This is a genomic window from Pseudomonas sp. IC_126, from assembly GCF_004331835.1.
Lineage (GTDB): Bacteria > Pseudomonadota > Gammaproteobacteria > Pseudomonadales > Pseudomonadaceae > Stutzerimonas.
This window is the reverse complement of the sequence record NZ_SJSS01000004.1, coordinates 208871-226397: the sequence shown is the minus strand read 5'-3', so window position 1 is coordinate 226397 and position 17527 is coordinate 208871. Positions and strand designations below refer to the sequence as shown.

The window sequence follows — 17527 nt, the reverse complement described above, 5'->3', positions numbered from 1 at the left end:
CTGAGGAGGTCGAATGGATGATCGTTCCGCTCTCCATTCCCGTAAGCCTTGGCTGCCATTGGTAGTAACGCTGGTTCTGATGGCGGGGCTCGGGGGATGGGTCGGCTGGCAATGGCATGTTCAGGAAGCGCGTATCCACGCAGAGCAAGCGCAGCGATTCAATCTGGTGGTCAACGACCTCGAGACTAGTCTGCGTGAGCGCATGCGTGCCTACGAGATGGTCATGCGCGGTCTGGCCGGCTTGTTCGTTGGGAGCGATACCGTCAGTCTGGAAGACTGGACTCGCGCTTCCGATCAGCTTCAGCTACAGGACTTCTATCCCGGCATCCAGGCGATCGCTTTATCGCGTCATGCGCGTGCGGATAACCTGGCTTCGGTGCTGGAGAAGATGCGCGACGGTGGCCGAAACGTCCGCATGTATCCGGCCGGTGAGCGCGCTGAATATCTGATCACAGACTACATACACCCCCTCGACTGGCGTAATCGCCGGGTGCTGGGCTTCGACCTGATGAGCGAGGGAACCCGCAGGGAAGCCGTCGTTGCCGCGCGTAATATTGGCACGCCAATGCTGACGGGGCCTTTGCGTCTCAAGCAGGAGACCGGGCAGAACGTTCAGGTGGGTATTTTGTTGTTTCTTCCCCTGTACCGGGTCGGTGAGCCCATCACCACCCTGGAGGAGCGCCAGAACGCCTTCGCCGGCACGCTACACGGTGCCTTTCGGCTGACCGACCTGTTGGAAGGCGTGCTGGGCTCGCGGAGCAAACTGTTTCAGATACAGCTGTTCGACGCCGGGGCCCCGGAGGAGCCGCTGCTGATGGGCCGTGCACCGGTCAGCGCCGATGCGAGTTTCCGCCGCACCCGAAATATCTATATGTACGGCCGTAGCTGGCAACTGGATGTGGCCAGTACGCCGGAGTACGAAGCCATCCTGACCCGAGCCAGCGGGGCCTTCAACCTGGCGGCTGGACTGTCCGCGGCGGTGCTGTTTGCGCTGTTGATAGGCGGCTACCTTTACCTGCGTGAACGGGCGCTGCGCAACAGCCAGGCGCTCGGTGCGCAACTTCAGGAGCGTGAGGCACGCTTCCGTCAGCTGATCGAGCAACTGCCCGTGGCGACCCTGATGTGCGATGGTCAGGGGCGAATCGAACTGGCCAACCAGAGCGCCGCTGCGCTGCTCGGAAGCAGTGCTGGTCTGCTCGCTGGCGAGCGTCTTGGCCGTTATGTACCCGGCGTGCTAAGCGAGGCTGCAGGTGGGCAGCGGCTGGAAACCAGCAATCAGGAAAGCCACGCGTTACGGGAAGATGGCACGCCGATACCGGTTTCACTGAGCCTGACCAGCTTCAATCGCGATGACGGTATCCACCACCTGCTCAATCTGGTCGATCTGCAACAGCGCAAACGGGACGAAGAGCGCTTCCGCAATGTCGTCGAGGCGTCGCCGAATGCCTTCATTCTGTTCGACCAGGAAGGGCGAATCGTCATGGTCAATCGACAGACCGAGCTGCTGTTCGGCTATAGCCGGCAAGAGCTGGTGGGCGAGCCGGTCGAGCTGCTGATCCCCGAGTCGATGCGCAAGATATATCTCGAGATACGCCATCGTTTCGCCCAGGAACCCGAGTCGCGCCGCCTGGGTGAAAACCGCGAGCTGTTCGGTCGTCACAGCGATGGTCGTCTGTTGCCCGTCGAGGTAGGTCTGTCGCCGCTGCGCAGCGGTGAGGAGCAGCTGGTGCAGGCCGTGGTGATCGATATCGGTCACCGCAAGGCGGCGGAGCGGCGTCTGCGCGATCAGGCCAACGAGCTGGTCGTTGCCAATCGCTACAAGTCCGAGTTCCTTGCAAACATGTCTCACGAGCTGCGTACGCCGCTCAACAGCATCCTGATCCTCAGCGATCAGTTGAGGCAGAATGCGGCGGCCAATCTGACCGAGAAGCAGGTTCGGCACGCCGATATCATTCATCGGGCCGGGCATGACCTGCTGCAGCTGATCAATGATGTGCTCGACCTGGCCAAGATCGAAGCGGGCCATATGCAGATCAAGCCGGAACCGCTCAATCTGGCTGAGCTACTGGCGGAACTGACCAATGGGCTCCAGCCGATGGCCGAGCAGAACGGGCTGGCGCTCGGTACCCGAATCGCGCCGGATGTGCCGGTGACGATCGTTACTGACCGCGCACGCCTGCAGCAGATTCTGCGCAATCTCGTCACCAACGCATTGAAGTTCACCGAGCAGGGCTTCGTGGATATCCATGTCACCTGCAAGCCGGCCGAGCAGCCTGCTGATGAAGACATGCTGCAGATCTGTGTGACCGATACCGGTGTTGGCATCGCTGAAGACCAGCACGAACGGATCTTCCAGGCCTTCCAGCAAATCGACGGCTCGATCAGCCGGCAATACGGCGGCGCCGGGCTGGGATTGGCCATCGCACGGCAGCTGGCCGAAGTGCTGGGCGGCGGTATTCATCTGCGAAGCGCGCCGGGTCAGGGTTCGAGTTTCACTATCGAGTTGCCGCTGAGACTGGCCGCAACCACGGAGATCCGGACGCTGCGGCCGTTTCAGCTCCGAGGCCAGGGCGGCGGCGTATTGATCGTCGAGGATGATGCCGATTTCGCTTCTGTGGTAGCTGAGGTCGGGCAATCTCATGGTTTTCCCAGCACCGTCTGCGGCACCGGACAAGAAGGTTTGGAGGCGTTGGAGCGCGACCGTTTCGCGGCCGTCATCCTCGATATCCTGTTGCCCGATATCAGTGGCTGGCAGGTCCATCGGGTCCTGCGAGAGGATGCCCGGCACCAGGGCACGCCGGTGTACATCATTTCGTGCGTGCCGCAGCCGCATGGCTGGTCCGATGACAATTCGCGCTATTTGCTCAAACCTGTGACGCACTCGGAGCTCGAACGCCTGTTCGTCGACCTGGCTCGGCAGGAAGCCAGTCCAACGCGATTGCTGCTCGTGGAAACCGAACCGGAGCGGCGACGTCAATTGCATGAGCATTTCGAGCGTCTCGGATACCGTGTCACCGACTGCCAGAGCAGCGAAGATGCGCGGCTGGCCTATGCGGAGCATGCCTTCACGGTACTGGTCATCGATTTCGATCTGCCTAACGAAGACGGCCTGGAGCTGCTCGAGGCGCTCGACAGGCTACGTTCGCTCAAAGATGCACGAGTCATACTGAACAGCCGGGCACCGCTTTCAGAAAAGAATCTGGAGCGGCTACGGCGTTACTCATCGGTTGCGTTGTCAAAAACAGAGGGACTGGAGCATATGGAAGATGCATTGAAGCCCGCTGTGGCTGAGGCTGAAGCTGTGGCGCTGAACATGGACGAGGTGGAGCATCCCTTGCTGGGGCGACGGGTGCTGTTGGTGGATTCCGACGTGCGGTCGATATACGCCATCAGCGCCCTGCTCGACGAGCAGGGGCTGCAAGTGGTGCCGGCTACGACAAGCACCGAAGCGCTTGAACGATTCGATGAGGATGCCTTCGATCTGGCGTTGGTGGACATGGCATTGCCCAATAATGACGGCCCTGCACTGATACGCCAGCTCAGAAACGACTATGGTTGTCAGGTGCCGATCGTGGCGCTGGCGGCCGGAGCCGATCCGGCCGTCCGCGATCAGAGCATTACTGCAGGTGCCGACGATTTTCTGTTCAAACCGGTCGAACGCGCCAAGCTGGTCGAGTTGCTGCGACGCTGCCTGGGGCGCGTCGATGGCCCTCACGAGAGTCCATGAGGAGAAGTACGTGACGCATCGTTCGTCCAGAGTCGGCCGCCGTGCCGCCGCCATTGAAATCGGAAGTAACTGCGCAGCGGGCAGGAGAGTCAGGTAATGGCGCGGGCACAAGCCAAATCACAACCTCGTACCCGCACGCTGCTGGTGGTGGACGATCGCGAAGCGAATCTGGTGGCTATGGAGGCCCTGCTCGGTGATGGCGACTGGCAGGTGCATACGGTCAATTCCGGCGAGGCTGCGTTGCAGGCGCTGCTCGATCTGGACGTGGAATTGGTCTTGCTGGACGTGCAAATGCCAGGCATGGATGGCTTCGAAGTGGCGCGCCTGATGCGTGGCAGCCCGCATACACGTTACACACCGATCATCTTCGTCTCGGCCATTGCGCATACCCGCGAGTCGGTGCTGCGCGGTTACGCAACGGGTGCGGTTGATTTCATCCTCAAGCCTTTCGATCCACAGGTGCTCAAGCACAAGATCAACACCCTGCTCAGCCATGAACACAACCGGCGCGATCTGCAGCTGCTGACCCAGCAGCTCGACAGCGCGCGCGCCTTCAACGCCTCGGTGCTGAACAACGCCGCCGAAGGCATCCTGGTCGTGGGTGAGGATGGCTACATCAGTTTCGCCAATCCGGCGATCGCGCAGATGCTGCACACCAGTGTCGATGATCTGCAGGGCACTGCGCTGGTCGATCATCTGGCCTCCCCGCAAATGCCCGAAGTCTGGCGCGATACCGACTTCTACAAGCAGTGGCGTAGCGGCAACACCTACCGCCTGCACGAGGCGCAGCTCTACACCGCCAATGGCGGTACCTTGCCGGTTGCCTTGTCCTCCTCGCCACTGCCTCGCCAACAGCGCTCGATGGTGGTGATCGCGCTCGACATGTCGGTGGTGCGTAACCTCCACGTCCAGCTGGAAACCCAGGCGGTAACCGATTCGCTGACCGGGCTGCTGAATCGGCGTGGGTTTCATCAGGCGCTGGAGTCGGCATTGGCGCGGATCGATCGGAACGGCAAGCGCATGGCCATCCTTTATATCGACCTCGACGGCTTCAAGCGCATCAACGACTCGCTAGGCCACGATGCCGGCGACGAGATTCTTTGCCGCGTCGCGCGGGTGCTGGAAGCCTGCATGCGTCCCTACGACATCATCGCGCGGATGGGCGGGGACGAATTCACCGCCTTGCTGGATTCCCTCGATCATCCCGAAGACGCGGCGAAAGTTGCAGAGAAGCTCATCGAACTGATTTCGGTCCGGCACACCATCAACGGCACCGACGTCACCTTGGGCGCGAGCATCGGCATCGCACATTTCCCCGATTGCGGGCAGAGCGTTGAAGAGCTGCTCCGCTCGGCGGACATGGCCATGTATGAGGCCAAGCGCGCCGGACGCCAGCAATACCGCTTCTTCTCCAGCGAAATGAATGGCCGCGCCCATGCGCGTCTGATGATGGAGGAAAACCTACGCAGCACCATCGAGCGCAATGGTTTCGCGCTGGCCTATCAGCCGCAGATAGAACTCGAGACCGGCGAACTGCGCGGATTCGAGGCTTTGCTGCGCTGGGATTACGCCGGACGCGGCGAAGTCGAACCCAACGTCTTCATCCCCTTGCTGGAGGAGACTCGACTGATCGATCGGGTTGGCGAATGGGCGCTGCGTGAAGGGCTGGCTCAATGTCGAGATTGGCGCGAGCGCTTCGGCGACAAGCTGATACTGAGTTTCAACGTCAGCCCGGTGCAGTTTGCCCGGGCTGGACTGATAGGCGAGCTACGCCGTCTGCTTGATGAGTATCAGCTCGACCCGCGCCAGTTGGAGCTGGAGGTCACCGAAGGCGCGCTGATGCAGGACCTGGAACAGAGCTGTGACAAGCTTCGGCAATTGCGGGAACTAGGCGTCAAAGTCGCGGTGGATGACTTCGGCACCGGCTATTCGTCACTGGCCTATCTGCGCCATTTCGATCTGGATACGCTGAAGATCGACCGGTTGTTCATTGCCAATATGCTCGACTCGCCCCGTGACGCGGCGGTCGTCAGCACCATCATCGACCTTGGGCGGAACCTGGAGTTGGAAGTGATCGCCGAGGGGGTTGAGACCCTGGCTCAGCGCGATTGGCTGATCGCCCATGGCTGCCAGGTCATGCAGGGCTTTCTGGTGGCGCCAGGCTTGGCCGTCGAGGACGCCCTGGTCTTTCCTCGGCGCATAGACTGGCAGCAACTCGACCGTTGAGATCGGGTGCCGCCGGGTTCAATGGAGTTGGCTCCGTCGCGGCCGCGAAACGGGACCAGACCCTAGCGACTTGGCGGATATTGGCGATGCAGCTCTTCGAGTTTGGCGTCCTTTTCGCTCCATAGCTCGTTGACCCACTCCTGGAAGCTGAGTCGATAACGCTCATCCTGATCGTAGCTGCGGTGCAGGAACTCAGCCGGGATGGGCTGCGAGTCGATGCGCATCACCACTTGGCTGATCCGACCACAGAGCAGATCCCAGAAGCTCGGATTGCCATTGGGGTAGTGGATGGTGACGTTGATTAGCGAAGTCAGTTGCTCACCCATCGCATCGATCACGAACGCAATGCCGCCGGCTCTGGGTTTGAGCAGATAGCGGTAGGGCGAAGCCTGCTCGGTGTGCTTGTCCTCTGTGAAACGCGTGCCTTCGAGAAAGTTGAACACCGACACCGGGTTGGTCCGGTAGCGCTCGCATGCCTTACGGGTCGTGGCCAGGTCCTGACCGCGCTTTTCCGGATATTTGGTCAGGTACTCCTTCGTGAAGCGTTTCATGAAGGGAAACTCCAGCGCCCACCAGCATAGGCCGATGACCGGCACCCAGATCAGCTCCTGTTTGAGAAAGAACTTCAGAATCGGCATTCGTCGGTTCAGCTGGTACTGCAGCATCAGAATGTCGGCCCAGCTCTGGTGGTTGCTGGTGACCAGATACGAGTGTTGCATGTCGACCTTTTCTAGCCCCTGCACATCCCATTCGGTGCGCCGCACCCGATCCATCCAGAAGCCGTTGACCGCCATCCAGGATTCGGCGATCCAGTGCATCCCGAAGCGCAGCGCGCGCTGAACGCGAGGAATCGGCAGCGCCAGCTTGAGCAGCGAAAGGAAGAATAGCGGCCAGCACCAGAACAGCGTGTTCAGCGCCAGGGTCAGGCCGGCGAGGGTGCCTCGCAGGGGGGCGGGAAGGAAGCTCAGCATAGGTCGTCTCGTCGATACGGCTGATTCGAGGCGCCAAGGGTAGCGATTGCGCGCCGAACTGCAACTGTCGCGAATGCCGGCCTAGCGACGTTTTCAAGCAGATAGGAAAAATGCAGGGGAGCGGGCGGCGCTCCATTACAGAACGTAGGGAGCGCCGCCCGCACACCTTAGGTTACTTGGGCGCGCTTTGGTGGGCTGAAGCCCACCCTACGGATTGGCTGGCCCTATCGCTGGTAGGGCCGCCAAGCTTGTGTTTCATGCTTCAGGCCTGCTGCCGTTGCTATCGGCCTGCAGCGCGGTGAGTGCGATGGTGAAGACGATGTCATCCACCAGTGCGCCGCGAGACAGATCATTCACCGGTTTGCGCAGGCCTTGCAGCATTGGGCCGACGCTGATCACGTTGGCGCTACGCTGAACCGCTTTGTAGGTGGTGTTGCCGGTGTTCAGGTCAGGGAAAATGAACACGGTCGCCTGACCAGCAACCAGGCTGTTGGGTGCTTTCTGTTTGCCGACGCTGGCGACCGACGCGGCGTCATACTGCAACGGGCCGTCGATTGGCAGGTTGGGTGCGCGCTCTTGGGCGATGCGTGTGGCTTCGGCGACTTTCTCTACCTCAGCGCCGCTGCCGGACGTGCCGGTGGAGTAGCTGATCATGGCTACTCGCGGATTCACGCCGAGGGCGACGGCCGACTCGGCACTCTGCAGAGCAATTTCCGCGAGCTCCGTGGCGCTCGGATTGGGATTGACTGCGCAGTCGCCATAGACCAGTACCTGATCCGGCAGCAGCATGAAGAACACTGAGGACACCAGGCTGTAGCCAGGGGCGGTCTTGATCAGCTGGAGCGCCGGGCGAATGGTGTTGGCGGTGGTATGCACGGCGCCGGAAACCAGGCCATCCACTTCGTCCAGCGCCAGCATCATGGTGCCGAGCACCACGGTGTCCTTGAGTTGCTCGCGCGCATCGCTCGGGGTGAGCCCCTTCGCCTTGCGCATCTCGCACATGGGCTCGACGTACTGATCGATGATCAGCTCCGGATCGAGAATCTCCAGGCTGGCCGGCAGGTTGATGCCCTGTTCGCGTGCGACCGCCTGCACTTCATCCGGCTTGGCCAGCAGGACGCAGCGGGCAATGCCTCGCTCCTGGCAGATAGCCGCGGCGCGAATGGTGCGCGGCTCGTTGCCTTCCGGCAGGACGATGCGCTTGTTCGCCTGCTGGGCGCGCTTGACCAGTTGATAGCGGAACGCCGGTGGCGAAAGGCGCAGCTCGCTACGCGGTACGCTGAGACGTGTGTGCAACAGGTCGGGCTGCAGGTGCGTGGCGATGAAGTCGGTCACCTGGCTGGCGCGCTCGATGTCGTCGGAAGGGGTTTCCTTGTTCAGGCCGAACAGGTTGGTCGCGGTGTCGTAGGACCCGGTCTGCACGGTCATCACGGGCAGGCCGCGGTCCAGGGCCGCCTTGCACAGTTCGAGAATGCGTGGGTCTGGAGCGAAGTCGCTGCACAGCAGCAGGCCCGCGAGATCGACCCCGTTGAGCGAGGCGAGGCTGGCAGCGAGGATGATGTCGTCGCGGTCACCCGGCGTGACTACCAGCACGCCGGGCTGGAGCAACTGCACGGTATTGGGAACTGCCCGGGCGCACAGGACGATCTTGCTCACGCGACGATGTTCGGCCTCGCCGGCGTGAAGCACCTTGGCATCCAGCAGCTGAGCGATGTCCCGGGTGCGCAGGGCGTTCAACTCCTCGGCGAAGGGAATCGCGCCGAGTAGCTGAAAATCCTGGGTGCCGAGCAGCGGTAGCTGTTCCTTCAGGCGTTCGACGAAGGCCGCCACGCCGTCGTCGCTCTTGACCTTGTTCAGGACCAGGCCGAGCACCTTCGGGTCCTTGGCGCCGCCGAACAACTGCGCTTGGATTTCGATGCGTTCGGCCAGGCGCTTGAGCGTGTCGTTGCCCTGCGCGGCGATCAGGATGATTTCCGCATCCAGACTCTTGGCCAGGTGCGTATTGATTCGCGAGGTGTGGTTGAACTCTCGCGTCGGCACCATGCCTTCGACGATCACTACGTCCTTGCCCGCTGCAACCTCCTGGTAGCGGCTGACGACATCTTCGAGCAGGAGGTCCAGTTCGCCATCGGCCAATTGGCGCTCCACCTGTTCCAACGGGAGCGGCTCTGGCGAAGAGATGTTCAGTGTGTTTTCCACCAGCACGCAGGAGCGCTCGCGGCCCTGATCGAGCGGAAAGGGCTGGGCGATGGGCTTGAAGAAACCGACTTTCAACCCGGCACGTTCCAAAGCACGGATCAGGCCGAGGCTGATGGAGTTGAGGCCGCCACCGAAACCGCAGGGGGCGAGGAAGAGCGTATGCATGGTGATCTCCTGTCGAGCAAAGGGCGAAGGCGATGCTGATTGGACAAAACCCGACGCCTTTCTCGGTCGTCGGGTTTTGCAGAGGCGCGTTCGTGTCGGCGGGTTGTCAGGCGTCGAGCAATGCCAGCGTGTCCAGCGCGATCTGGCGTTCTTCGTTGGTAGGAACGACCAGAACGCGCGGGCTGCCTGCGGCCTGGATTTCTCCACCGACGCCACGTGTGCAACGTGCGTTGGCTTCTTCGTCGAGTTTGAAATTGAACAGCTTGAGGTGTTCCAGGGTGCGGCTGCGCACCGCTACGGAGTTCTCCCCGATGCCGCCGGTGAAAATCAGGCCGTCGAGCTTCGGCAGGGCGCAAGCCATGCTCGCCAGGGATTTGGCCAGGCGATAGCAGAACACTTCGAAGGCCAGATTGGCGCCCGGATGGCCGGCAACACGTGCCTCGTACAGGGTGCGCATGTCGTTGGACAGGCCCGACAGGCCCTTCAGGCCGCTGTCATGGTTGAGCACGCGATCGATCTGTTCGAGGCTCCAGCCCAGCGTGCGGTTCAGGTAGCTGTGCAGGTTGGGGTCGACATCGCCGCTGCGCGTGCCCATCACCAGCCCTTCCAATGGCGTCAGGCCCATGCTGGTGTCGCGGCTTTCGCCGTTGACGATGGCGCAGGTCGAGCAGCCGTTACCCAGATGCGCGGTCAGCCAGCAGCTGTCACCCGCTGCCAGCCCGGTCATTTCGGCGGCACGCTTGCTGACATAGTTGTGGCTGGTGCCGTGGAAACCATAGCGGCGGACGTTGTGCTCCTTGTAAAGGAACTCGGGCACGGCGTAACGGAAGGCGTGTTCGGGCATGGTCTGGTGGAACGCCGTATCGAATACGCTGACTTGCGGCAGGGTAGAGAACAGCGCGATGGCGGCTTCGATGCCGACCAGGTTGGCCGGGTTGTGCAGCGGCGCCAGTTGGGCGCTGTCACGAATGGCCTTGAGCACGTGCTCGTCGATCAGGCTGGAGCCGGTGAAATGTTCACCGCCATGAACGACCCGATGTCCGATGCCGTCGAGCTTGCCGCCGGCCGCTTCCTGCGCGAGCGGTAACAATCGCTCCAGTGCGGCGCGATGGTCGGCGCCCGGGATTTCCAGCGTCTGCTTGTCGTCTCCCCGCTGCCAGTGAAGCACCGCTTCAGGACTGCCTATGCGTTCTGCCAGGCCTTGCAAAGGGAAGGTCGCTTGCGTTTCGTTGACCAGTGCGAATTTGATCGACGAACTGCCGCAGTTAATCACCAGGATGTTTCGAGCCGACATCGGTGCTCCTCGGGACGCGCATTAATTATTGGAAGTTTCGCTTAGCTTGCGTGAATGGATACTGACATAGCTCATGGCTGACCGATGCTCTCCAAAGGTTGTATGCGGCACCTCGCATCGTAGGGTTTTGTCAACCAGTTGCTGGTCCCGTTTATCCGGGCTCGGTTCGCAATCGTCGCAGCTCGCGGTTAAACTTCGACATCACATTCCCCAGCAAAAGGTTTTGCCTCATGCAGATTGCCGCGAACAAGGCTGTGTCAATCGACTACACACTCACCAACGACGCTGGTGAGGTAATCGACAGCTCGGCCGGCGGCGCGCCGCTGGTCTACCTGCACGGTGCAGGCAACATCATCTCTGGCCTGGAAAAGGCCTTGGAAGGCAAACAGGGCGGTGATCATGTGACGGTCGCCATCGAGCCGCAGGATGCCTACGGTGAGTACACCCCGGAGCTGGTAGCGACGCTCAATCGCGCCATGTTCGAAGGCGTTGACGAGCTGGAAGTCGGCATGCAGTTCCATGCATCCGGTCCGGACGGCGGTATGCAGATCGTCACTATCCGTGACGTCGAAGGTGATGACGTAATCGTCGACGGTAATCATCCGTTGGCTGGTCAGCGCCTGAACTTCGATGTCAAGATCGTCGACGTGCGTGATGCCAGCGAAGAAGAAGTTGCCCATGGCCACATCCATGGCGAAGGTGGTCATCACCACTGATCCCCTCGCAGCAAGCGGGTGGCGAAAGGCCCGACCGAGGCGGTCGAGCGACGAAGCGCTTCGGTAATGCCGGAGCGCTTTTTTTACCCTCTGGAGAAGAGCGAATGAGCGCGTTCCACGATTTGGTCCTACCCGGCCTCGCTGGCCAGGAGCTGTCCCTTGCGCCGCTAAAGAACCAGCTGACGCTGGTGGTCAATGTGGCTTCCGAGTGCGGCCTGACTCCTCAGTACGCCGGGTTGCAGGCGTTGCATCAGCGTTATCAGGATCGTGGTTTCGGTGTGCTCGGTATTCCCTGTAACCAGTTCGCCGCGCAGGAGCCGGGCAGCGACGCGGAGATCCTGCGATTCTGTAGTGAGAACTACGGCATCAGTTTTCCGTTGAGCAGCAAGCTCGAAGTCAACGGCCCGCAACGTCATCCGCTCTACCGCCTGCTGGCGGGCGAAGGGGCCGATTTCCCCGGTGACATCAGCTGGAATTTCGAGAAGTTTCTCGTCGACAAGGACGGCCGTGTGCTGGCGCGTTTCTCGCCTCGTACCGCCCCGGACGATCCAGCGCTGATCCAGGCGATCGAAAACGCGCTCGTCTGATCCTTCGCTTCTCTGCGCGGCGGTATTGCCGCTGCGCTTTTCCTTCTTCGCACAATCAACGCCCCGCCATCGTCGCGATCGTATCGGCGAAATAAGTGCCATGGATGATGCTGTTCGCGCGAGACGACCGGTCATATGCTCGGTTTCATGAACAGCCGAGCTCGAATCGACAAGCGTGAACTGATCCTGGCTAAAGGCGCGCAGGTGATGACCCGTCGTGGCTATCACGGCACCGGTGTGCTGGAGATCGTCCAGGCTGCCGGCATTCCCAAGGGGTCGTTCTATCACTACTTCGCCAGCAAGGAAGATTTCGCCCTGCAGGCCCTGGAGCATCTCTATACGCCACGTCTGGCGCGCTACCAGGCTGTGTTGACCAACCCTGTGCTGAGTCCGCGTGAGCGAGTCCTCGCTTATTACGCTGAACTGGTCGCGCATTTCGCTCGCCAGGAATCTCCGGAATATCACTGCTTTATCGGGAGCCTGAGCTTCGAGATGGCCGAGTTGTCGCAGCCGATCGGGTGTCAGGTGGAAGCCATTCTGCTGCGCTCCGTCGAGGTGCTGGCGGCCTGCCTCGAGCAGGCCCGCGATGCAGGAGAAATAGATCGGAGCACTGATTGTCAGGCGCTTGCCGAATTCATCGGCAACGCCTGGGAAGGCGCGCTGCTACGCATGAAAGTGGGTCGCAGTGTCGTGCCGCTGAACAGCTTTCTGACCCAGCTGGAGCGTCTGCTGACGTTGCGCTGATTTTTTGTGGCGAACGGTGAGACGACCGGTCGCTTTTGAACCCCGAATCAACAAGGAGACACCGATGTCCGCAGCCGTAAATGCCCTGTTTCAGCCATTCCAGCTTGGCAGTCTGCAACTGCCGACCCGCGTGGTAATGGCGCCGATGACCCGTTCCTTCTCGCCCAACGGTGTGCCGACTGCTGATGTCGTCGAGTACTACCGTCGCCGTGCCGCTTCGGGTGTTGGGCTGATCATTACCGAGGGCACCACGGTCGGCCACCAGGCTTCCAATGGTTATCCGCAGGTGCCGCGCTTCCATGGTGAGGATGCTCTGGCTGGCTGGAAGGCGGTGGTCGAGGCAGTGCATGCTGCGGGTGGCAAGATCGTTCCACAGCTCTGGCACGTCGGCAATGTGCGCCGCAAGGGTACCGAGCCGGAGCCGGAAGTGCTGGGGTATGGGCCGATGGAGAAGCGCAAGGACGATCAGGTCGTCGTCCACGGCATGACCAAGCAGGACATCCAGGACGTGATCGCGGCTTTCGCCCAGGCGGCTGCGGATGCCAAGGCCATCGGTATGGATGGCGTCGAAATTCACGGGGCTCATGGCTACCTCATCGACCAGTTCTTCTGGGAAGGTAGCAATCAGCGCACCGATGAATACGGTGGCAGTCTGGCCAACCGCTCGCGCTTCGCCATCGAGCTGATCAGCGCGGTGCGGGCTGCGGTGGGCGCGGAGTTCCCGATCATCTTCCGCTTCTCGCAGTGGAAGCAGCAGGACTACACCGCACGCCTGGTGACCACGTCAGAAGCGCTGGGCGAATTCCTCGCACCGCTGTCGGCTGCAGGCGTGGACATCTTCCATTGCTCTACACGTCGTTTCTGGGAGCCGGAATTCGAAGGTTCGGATCTCAACCTGGCCGGCTGGACACGCCAGCTCACCGGCAAGCCGACCATCACCGTGGGTAGCGTGGGGCTGGACGGTGAGTTCCTGCAGTTCATGGTCAAGACCGACAAAGTGGCGCAGCCGGCCAATATCGAAGGCCTGCTCGAGCGTCTGAACAAGGAGGAGTTCGATCTGGTTGCGGTAGGGCGCGCGCTGATCTGCGATCCGGATTGGGCGCTGAAAGTGCGTGACGGACGCATGCAGGACATCCTGCCGTTCAGCCGTGAGGCGTTGAAGACGTTGGCTTGAGCCTACGGGGTGGTGTGAAAAAAGCAGCAGCCGGCTTGCTGGCGAACGCGCCGTCGTGCGGCATCGCCGGCAAGCTTGCTCCCGTGCTGTCATTCAGCGCCGGGGTAGCCAGACTGTTTGAGCAGTTTCGCCAAGTGCACGGCGTTGCGAGCCAGCATCGCATTGGTATTGGCGGTTTTCTCGCGCGGGCCTGCATCCTTGTAGTCCGTCGAACCCATAGCCTCGCCGACCCAGTAGGTACAGCCGTTGGCGGGGATGCTGAAGCCCACATCGTTCAGCCCCTGGTACAGCTCGGCCACTACGTGGTGGGCGCCGTCTTCGTTGCCGACCACGGCGACGCAGGCGACCCGACCATAAGAGACCATCCGTTGCTGATCGTCGGTTTCGCTGAGAAATGCGTCGAGACGCTCGAGTACTCGTTGGCAGATGCTGGACGGATGCCCCAGCCAGATGGGCGTGCCCAGCAAAAGAATGTCTGCGGCGAGTATCTTCTCGCGGATCATCGGCCAGTCATCGCCCGGGCCTTCGTCAGAGGTCACGCCCGGTTTGATGTTGAAATCCACCGCGCGTAGCTGCTCGCAGGACACGCCGAGCTTTTCCAATTCCCGCTCGGCCTGGCTCAGCAGCAAGCTGCAGGACGACGTGTTGGGGGAGGCTTTGAGTGTGCAATTTATCGATAGTGCGGAAAGCGCCATTGGGAAGGGCTCCTGAATTCGATGTGTTCGAATCTAGACAGCAACCCCTCCCGCAGTTCACTGAGTGGCGACAGGCACCAAGTGTTTCTGGCCGCCTTCTCGAACCCAGAATAGGGTCGCGCCCGCTACAGCGGCAGGCATTATCAGCAGGTTCAACACCGGCACCAGCAGCGCGGCATAGGTCACCGCACCGAAGCTCAGGCTTTTCCAGCGCCTCTGACGCAGCCAGACCATCATTTCCGCCCAGCTCAGCTTGTTGTTGTCTGCCGGATAGTCGATGTACTGCACGGCCATCATCCAAATGCCGAACAGCAGCCACAGCGGCGCGGCGAACAGGTTGACCACCGGGATGAACGAGAGAATCAGCAGTGCTAGCGCGCGCGGGGCGAAATAGGCCAGCTTGCGTGCTTCACGGCCAATGGTGCGCGGCAGCATGGCCAGCAACTCGGCCCAACTGAACGGTGGCGAACTGTCTTCGCCGCGCGCCACCGTTTCGACCTTTTCAGCGAGAAAGCCGTTGAACGGGGCCGCGATGATGTTGGCGAGCATGGTGAAGGTGAAGAACATTATCAGCACCACCAGAATCACGAACAGCGGCCAGAGGATGTACTCCAGAAAAATCAGCCACTCGGGCAGGCTCGGCATGAACGCATCGACCCAGACGCCGAACTGGCGCAGAGCGATATAGATGAGCCCGCTGAACAGCAGCAGGTTGACCGACAGTGGCAGGATGACGAACAGCCGTAGCCCTGGGCTCAGGATTAGCTTCAGGCCTTCACGCAGGTACTGTGGGCCGGAAAGGGCAGCGATGGGCATGTGGAGTACTCCGGTAAGACGGTTCGGACCTTACCGGCTTTGGCTGAGTGGGAAAAGCCTGACAGGGTCTATGCAAAGCATTCGGCAACGCCAGCAAGGTGACTCCACGATTGAGGTCGGCTCACCGTTGCGGCAATCCCTGCAGTTTCGATTTGGCGGAACCGCACCGGCCTGTTTTTGCAGCCTTGGTCCAATAGCACCTGCCTATTCCGGCAATCGGGATTACGAAATGGCCGGCGTTGCTTCGGACCGTCAGACTTGCCCGGCCTCTTTGGTTTCAGGGCCGTCCATTATCAAGCCTTCCCCAAGTGCCTGGCCGGCCCTTTTTATTCCTTGGCTGTCAGCGGCTGCTGATCGAAGCGCACGCCCGGCAGGCCGGTTTCCATAAGTGCGCGGATGTTGCGGTGGTCGGTTCCGCTGGGGTTGGCTAGCACCGATTGATAATGCTCGCCGAACGCCAACAGCGCCTCTTCGGTGGTGAATCCTTCAAGCACTGCCAGCCCAAGCGTCTTACAAGAGCCTTCGTTTTCTCCGGCGGCGTTTTCCACGTTGCCGTTGATGAAGCGGCTTGGCTGGTAGTCATAGACGCTATCGATATAGGCCAGCGTCTCACTGAAAGGGTGCTTGCGATTGCGCAGGCTGGCGCGGAAGTCAGCAAGGCTGGTCATGAGTTTTGCCCCTTGTCGAAGGCGGCCTGCTGCTCGGGTGTGGCTTCCTTCTGGTAGCGCTTCTTCCACTCGGCGTAGGGCATTCCGTAAACCTCTTCGCGCGCCTCGTCGAGGCTGACTTCGATGTCCAGATCGTCGCCGGCGGCTTTGTACCACTTCGACAGGCAGTTGCGGCAGAAGCCGGCCAGGTTCATCAGGTCGATGTTCTGCGCATCGGGACGGCTGCGCAGGTGCTGGACCAGGCGGCGGAATGCGGCAGCTTCGAGTTCGGTGCGTTGTTGATCATTCATGTCGTGGGCCTCGGCGTTGCAGACGTGGGCGGGATCATAACCTTGGCGGTTGCCATGGGCCAGACAACGAGGCCGACCCGCCTTCCGGTGCGGGATGCTCAGTCGCGATGCGCGGCCAGCGTGATCGACACCGATTCGGCGAAGCGCAGCGCGTGGGGTTTGTCCACTTCGACCTCGGCGTAACGCACCTGCGGATGCGTCATGACCAGGTCGAGGATTTCCTGAGTGAGCCGTTCGAGCAGGGCGAAGCGGTTGTTCTCGACGTGTTGAATGATCGCCTTGGTGATGGTGCGGTAATTCAGCGCGCATTCGATGTCGTTGTCGCGCACGGCATCCGCTGCGGGATACAGCATCGTCAGGTTGATCAGCACGTCCTGCTGGTTGAGGATTTCCTCTTCCTTGATGCCGATGAAGGTGCGTAATCGCAGATCTTTGACGCGGATGCGCGCCATGGCGGGTTCCAGTCTAGGCATGGGATTCCTTCGCAAATCAGATCAAATGACGGCCGCCATTGACGGTCAGTGTGGTGCCGGTGACGTAGGGATTATCGAGCAGATAACGCAGGCTCTGGTAGATCACCTCGGCGCCTGGCTCGATACCCAGCGCGGATTTTGCCAGCGCCTTGCGTCGATAGTCCTCGTCATCGCCTTCGTTGAACTGTATCAGGGCCGGCGCGATGCCATTGACCTTGATGGCCGGTGCCAGGCTGGCGGCAAACGAAAGGGTGAGGTTGTCCAGCCCGGCTTTGCTGGCGGCATAGGCGGTGTGTTTCTTGCTGCCGATACGGGTGACATCGTCGCCGATATGGACGATATCGGCCGGACCTCCATGCCGCAGCAGCTGCGCGCAGTGAAGGTTGATCAGATAGGGCGCGAGCATATGCACGTCGAACATGCGCTGGAACACCTCGGCTTCCTCGCCCGATGCTTCGGGAAGCCAGTCCGATGCGTTGTGGACGATCGCACGTAGATGGCGGGTCTGCTGTTTGAGAGCTGCGATGAAGGCAAGAATGCCCGCCGCTCCGGAGAAATCCGCCTGCAAGGTCACGGCACCGCGTTCGCGTAGCCGAGCGAGGCTCGGTCGATCTGTTCGGTAAGTGACGACCACCGGTTGCCCATCATCGAGCAGGCGTTCAGCGCAATGCAGGCCGATGCGCTGGCTGGCACCGGTAATCAGGATTGGGGCCGTTGGCTGGGTCATGTCTTCTGGGGTCGACTGTCGCTGGTGAACGATCGCGCACGGCTGCGATGCTGGC

15 protein-coding genes are annotated in these 17527 nt (G+C 61.1%); 6 read left to right on the top strand and 9 right to left on the bottom strand.

Annotated features, from left to right (window positions below; all coding sequences use genetic code 11):
* Positions 1–13: 13 nt before the first annotated feature.
* Complete coding sequence (locus E0D86_RS14430; protein WP_131650736.1) at positions 14–3727, top strand: response regulator; 3714 nt, start codon at positions 14–16, stop codon at positions 3725–3727.
* A 96-nt stretch (positions 3728–3823) separates the two neighbouring features.
* Positions 3824–5953, top strand: a complete 2130-nt coding sequence (locus E0D86_RS14425) for a bifunctional diguanylate cyclase/phosphodiesterase (protein WP_131650735.1) — start codon at positions 3824–3826, stop codon at positions 5951–5953.
* A 62-nt stretch (positions 5954–6015) separates the two neighbouring features.
* Here the strand turns inward: E0D86_RS14425 and E0D86_RS14420 are convergent, their stop codons facing one another.
* The 3 genes from E0D86_RS14420 to E0D86_RS14410 all read right to left on the bottom strand — a co-directional run bounded on the left by E0D86_RS14420 (position 6016) and on the right by E0D86_RS14410 (position 10582).
* Positions 6016–6924, bottom strand: a complete 909-nt coding sequence (locus E0D86_RS14420; RefSeq protein WP_131650734.1) for an acyltransferase — start codon at positions 6922–6924, stop codon at positions 6016–6018.
* 255 nt (positions 6925–7179) lie between these two features.
* Entirely contained in the window at positions 7180–9288 is a 2109-nt protein-coding gene (pta, locus tag E0D86_RS14415; protein WP_131650733.1) for a phosphate acetyltransferase, read from the bottom strand.
* A gap of 106 nt (positions 9289–9394) precedes the next feature.
* A complete protein-coding gene (locus E0D86_RS14410) occupies positions 9395–10582 on the bottom strand; it encodes an acetate kinase (RefSeq protein ID WP_131650732.1) in 1188 nt (395 codons plus the stop codon).
* Between the two features lie 230 nt (positions 10583–10812).
* Here E0D86_RS14410 and E0D86_RS14405 point away from each other — a divergent pair, with 230 nt between their 5' ends.
* The 4 genes from E0D86_RS14405 (at position 10813) to E0D86_RS14390 (ending at position 13803) form a co-directional block, all read left to right on the top strand.
* A complete protein-coding gene (locus E0D86_RS14405) occupies positions 10813–11298 on the top strand; it encodes a peptidylprolyl isomerase (RefSeq protein WP_131650731.1) in 486 nt (161 codons plus the stop codon).
* A 104-nt stretch (positions 11299–11402) separates the two neighbouring features.
* Complete coding sequence (locus E0D86_RS14400) at positions 11403–11885, top strand: glutathione peroxidase (protein ID WP_131650730.1); 483 nt, start codon at positions 11403–11405, stop codon at positions 11883–11885.
* 147 nt (positions 11886–12032) lie between these two features.
* The gene (locus E0D86_RS14395; RefSeq protein WP_131650729.1) at positions 12033–12629 is read left to right on the top strand and encodes a TetR/AcrR family transcriptional regulator; all 597 of its coding nucleotides are present in this window, start codon (positions 12033–12035) and stop codon (positions 12627–12629) included.
* Positions 12630–12693: 64 nt separating this feature from the next.
* A complete protein-coding gene (locus tag E0D86_RS14390; protein ID WP_131650728.1) occupies positions 12694–13803 on the top strand; it encodes an NADH:flavin oxidoreductase in 1110 nt (369 codons plus the stop codon).
* Between the two features lie 89 nt (positions 13804–13892).
* Here E0D86_RS14390 and E0D86_RS14385 read toward each other — a convergent pair whose 3' ends face one another.
* The 6 genes from E0D86_RS14385 to folM all read right to left on the bottom strand — a co-directional run bounded on the left by E0D86_RS14385 (position 13893) and on the right by folM (position 17472).
* Positions 13893–14498 carry a flavodoxin family protein gene (locus tag E0D86_RS14385; RefSeq protein WP_131650727.1) on the bottom strand — a complete coding sequence of 202 codons (606 nt, stop codon included), beginning with the start codon at positions 14496–14498 and terminating at the stop codon, positions 13893–13895.
* Positions 14499–14555: 57 nt separating this feature from the next.
* Positions 14556–15314 (bottom strand): sulfate transporter CysZ, encoded by a 759-nt coding sequence (gene cysZ, locus E0D86_RS14380; RefSeq protein ID WP_131650726.1) that lies wholly within the window; start codon positions 15312–15314, stop codon positions 14556–14558.
* 326 nt (positions 15315–15640) lie between these two features.
* Positions 15641–15982, bottom strand: a complete 342-nt coding sequence (locus tag E0D86_RS14375; protein ID WP_131650725.1) for a HopJ type III effector protein — start codon at positions 15980–15982, stop codon at positions 15641–15643.
* Positions 15979–16272 carry a DUF1244 domain-containing protein gene (locus E0D86_RS14370; RefSeq protein WP_131650724.1) on the bottom strand — a complete coding sequence of 98 codons (294 nt, stop codon included), beginning with the start codon at positions 16270–16272 and terminating at the stop codon, positions 15979–15981. Before E0D86_RS14370 ends, E0D86_RS14375 begins: the two co-directional genes overlap by 4 nt.
* 98 nt (positions 16273–16370) lie before the next feature.
* Positions 16371–16745, bottom strand: a complete 375-nt coding sequence (folX, locus tag E0D86_RS14365) for a dihydroneopterin triphosphate 2'-epimerase (protein ID WP_131650723.1) — start codon at positions 16743–16745, stop codon at positions 16371–16373.
* Between the two features lie 16 nt (positions 16746–16761).
* Entirely contained in the window at positions 16762–17472 is a 711-nt protein-coding gene (gene folM / locus E0D86_RS14360) for a dihydromonapterin reductase (RefSeq protein WP_131650722.1), read from the bottom strand.
* Positions 17473–17527: the final 55 nt, after the last annotated feature.

Coding starts and splice junctions, on each gene's coding strand:
- E0D86_RS14430 (WP_131650736.1), top strand. CDS start 14: ATGGATGATCGTTCCGCTCTCCATTCCCGTAAGCCTTGGCTGCCATTG.
- E0D86_RS14425 (WP_131650735.1), top strand. CDS start 3,824: ATGGCGCGGGCACAAGCCAAATCACAACCTCGTACCCGCACGCTGCTG.
- E0D86_RS14420 (WP_131650734.1), bottom strand. CDS start 6,924: ATGCTGAGCTTCCTTCCCGCCCCCCTGCGAGGCACCCTCGCCGGCCTG.
- pta (WP_131650733.1), bottom strand. CDS start 9,288: ATGCATACGCTCTTCCTCGCCCCCTGCGGTTTCGGTGGCGGCCTCAAC.
- E0D86_RS14410 (WP_131650732.1), bottom strand. CDS start 10,582: ATGTCGGCTCGAAACATCCTGGTGATTAACTGCGGCAGTTCGTCGATC.
- E0D86_RS14405 (WP_131650731.1), top strand. CDS start 10,813: ATGCAGATTGCCGCGAACAAGGCTGTGTCAATCGACTACACACTCACC.
- E0D86_RS14400 (WP_131650730.1), top strand. CDS start 11,403: ATGAGCGCGTTCCACGATTTGGTCCTACCCGGCCTCGCTGGCCAGGAG.
- E0D86_RS14395 (WP_131650729.1), top strand. CDS start 12,033: ATGAACAGCCGAGCTCGAATCGACAAGCGTGAACTGATCCTGGCTAAA.
- E0D86_RS14390 (WP_131650728.1), top strand. CDS start 12,694: ATGTCCGCAGCCGTAAATGCCCTGTTTCAGCCATTCCAGCTTGGCAGT.
- E0D86_RS14385 (WP_131650727.1), bottom strand. CDS start 14,498: ATGGCGCTTTCCGCACTATCGATAAATTGCACACTCAAAGCCTCCCCC.
- cysZ (WP_131650726.1), bottom strand. CDS start 15,314: ATGCCCATCGCTGCCCTTTCCGGCCCACAGTACCTGCGTGAAGGCCTG.
- E0D86_RS14375 (WP_131650725.1), bottom strand. CDS start 15,982: ATGACCAGCCTTGCTGACTTCCGCGCCAGCCTGCGCAATCGCAAGCAC.
- E0D86_RS14370 (WP_131650724.1), bottom strand. CDS start 16,272: ATGAATGATCAACAACGCACCGAACTCGAAGCTGCCGCATTCCGCCGC.
- folX (WP_131650723.1), bottom strand. CDS start 16,745: ATGCCTAGACTGGAACCCGCCATGGCGCGCATCCGCGTCAAAGATCTG.
- folM (WP_131650722.1), bottom strand. CDS start 17,472: ATGACCCAGCCAACGGCCCCAATCCTGATTACCGGTGCCAGCCAGCGC.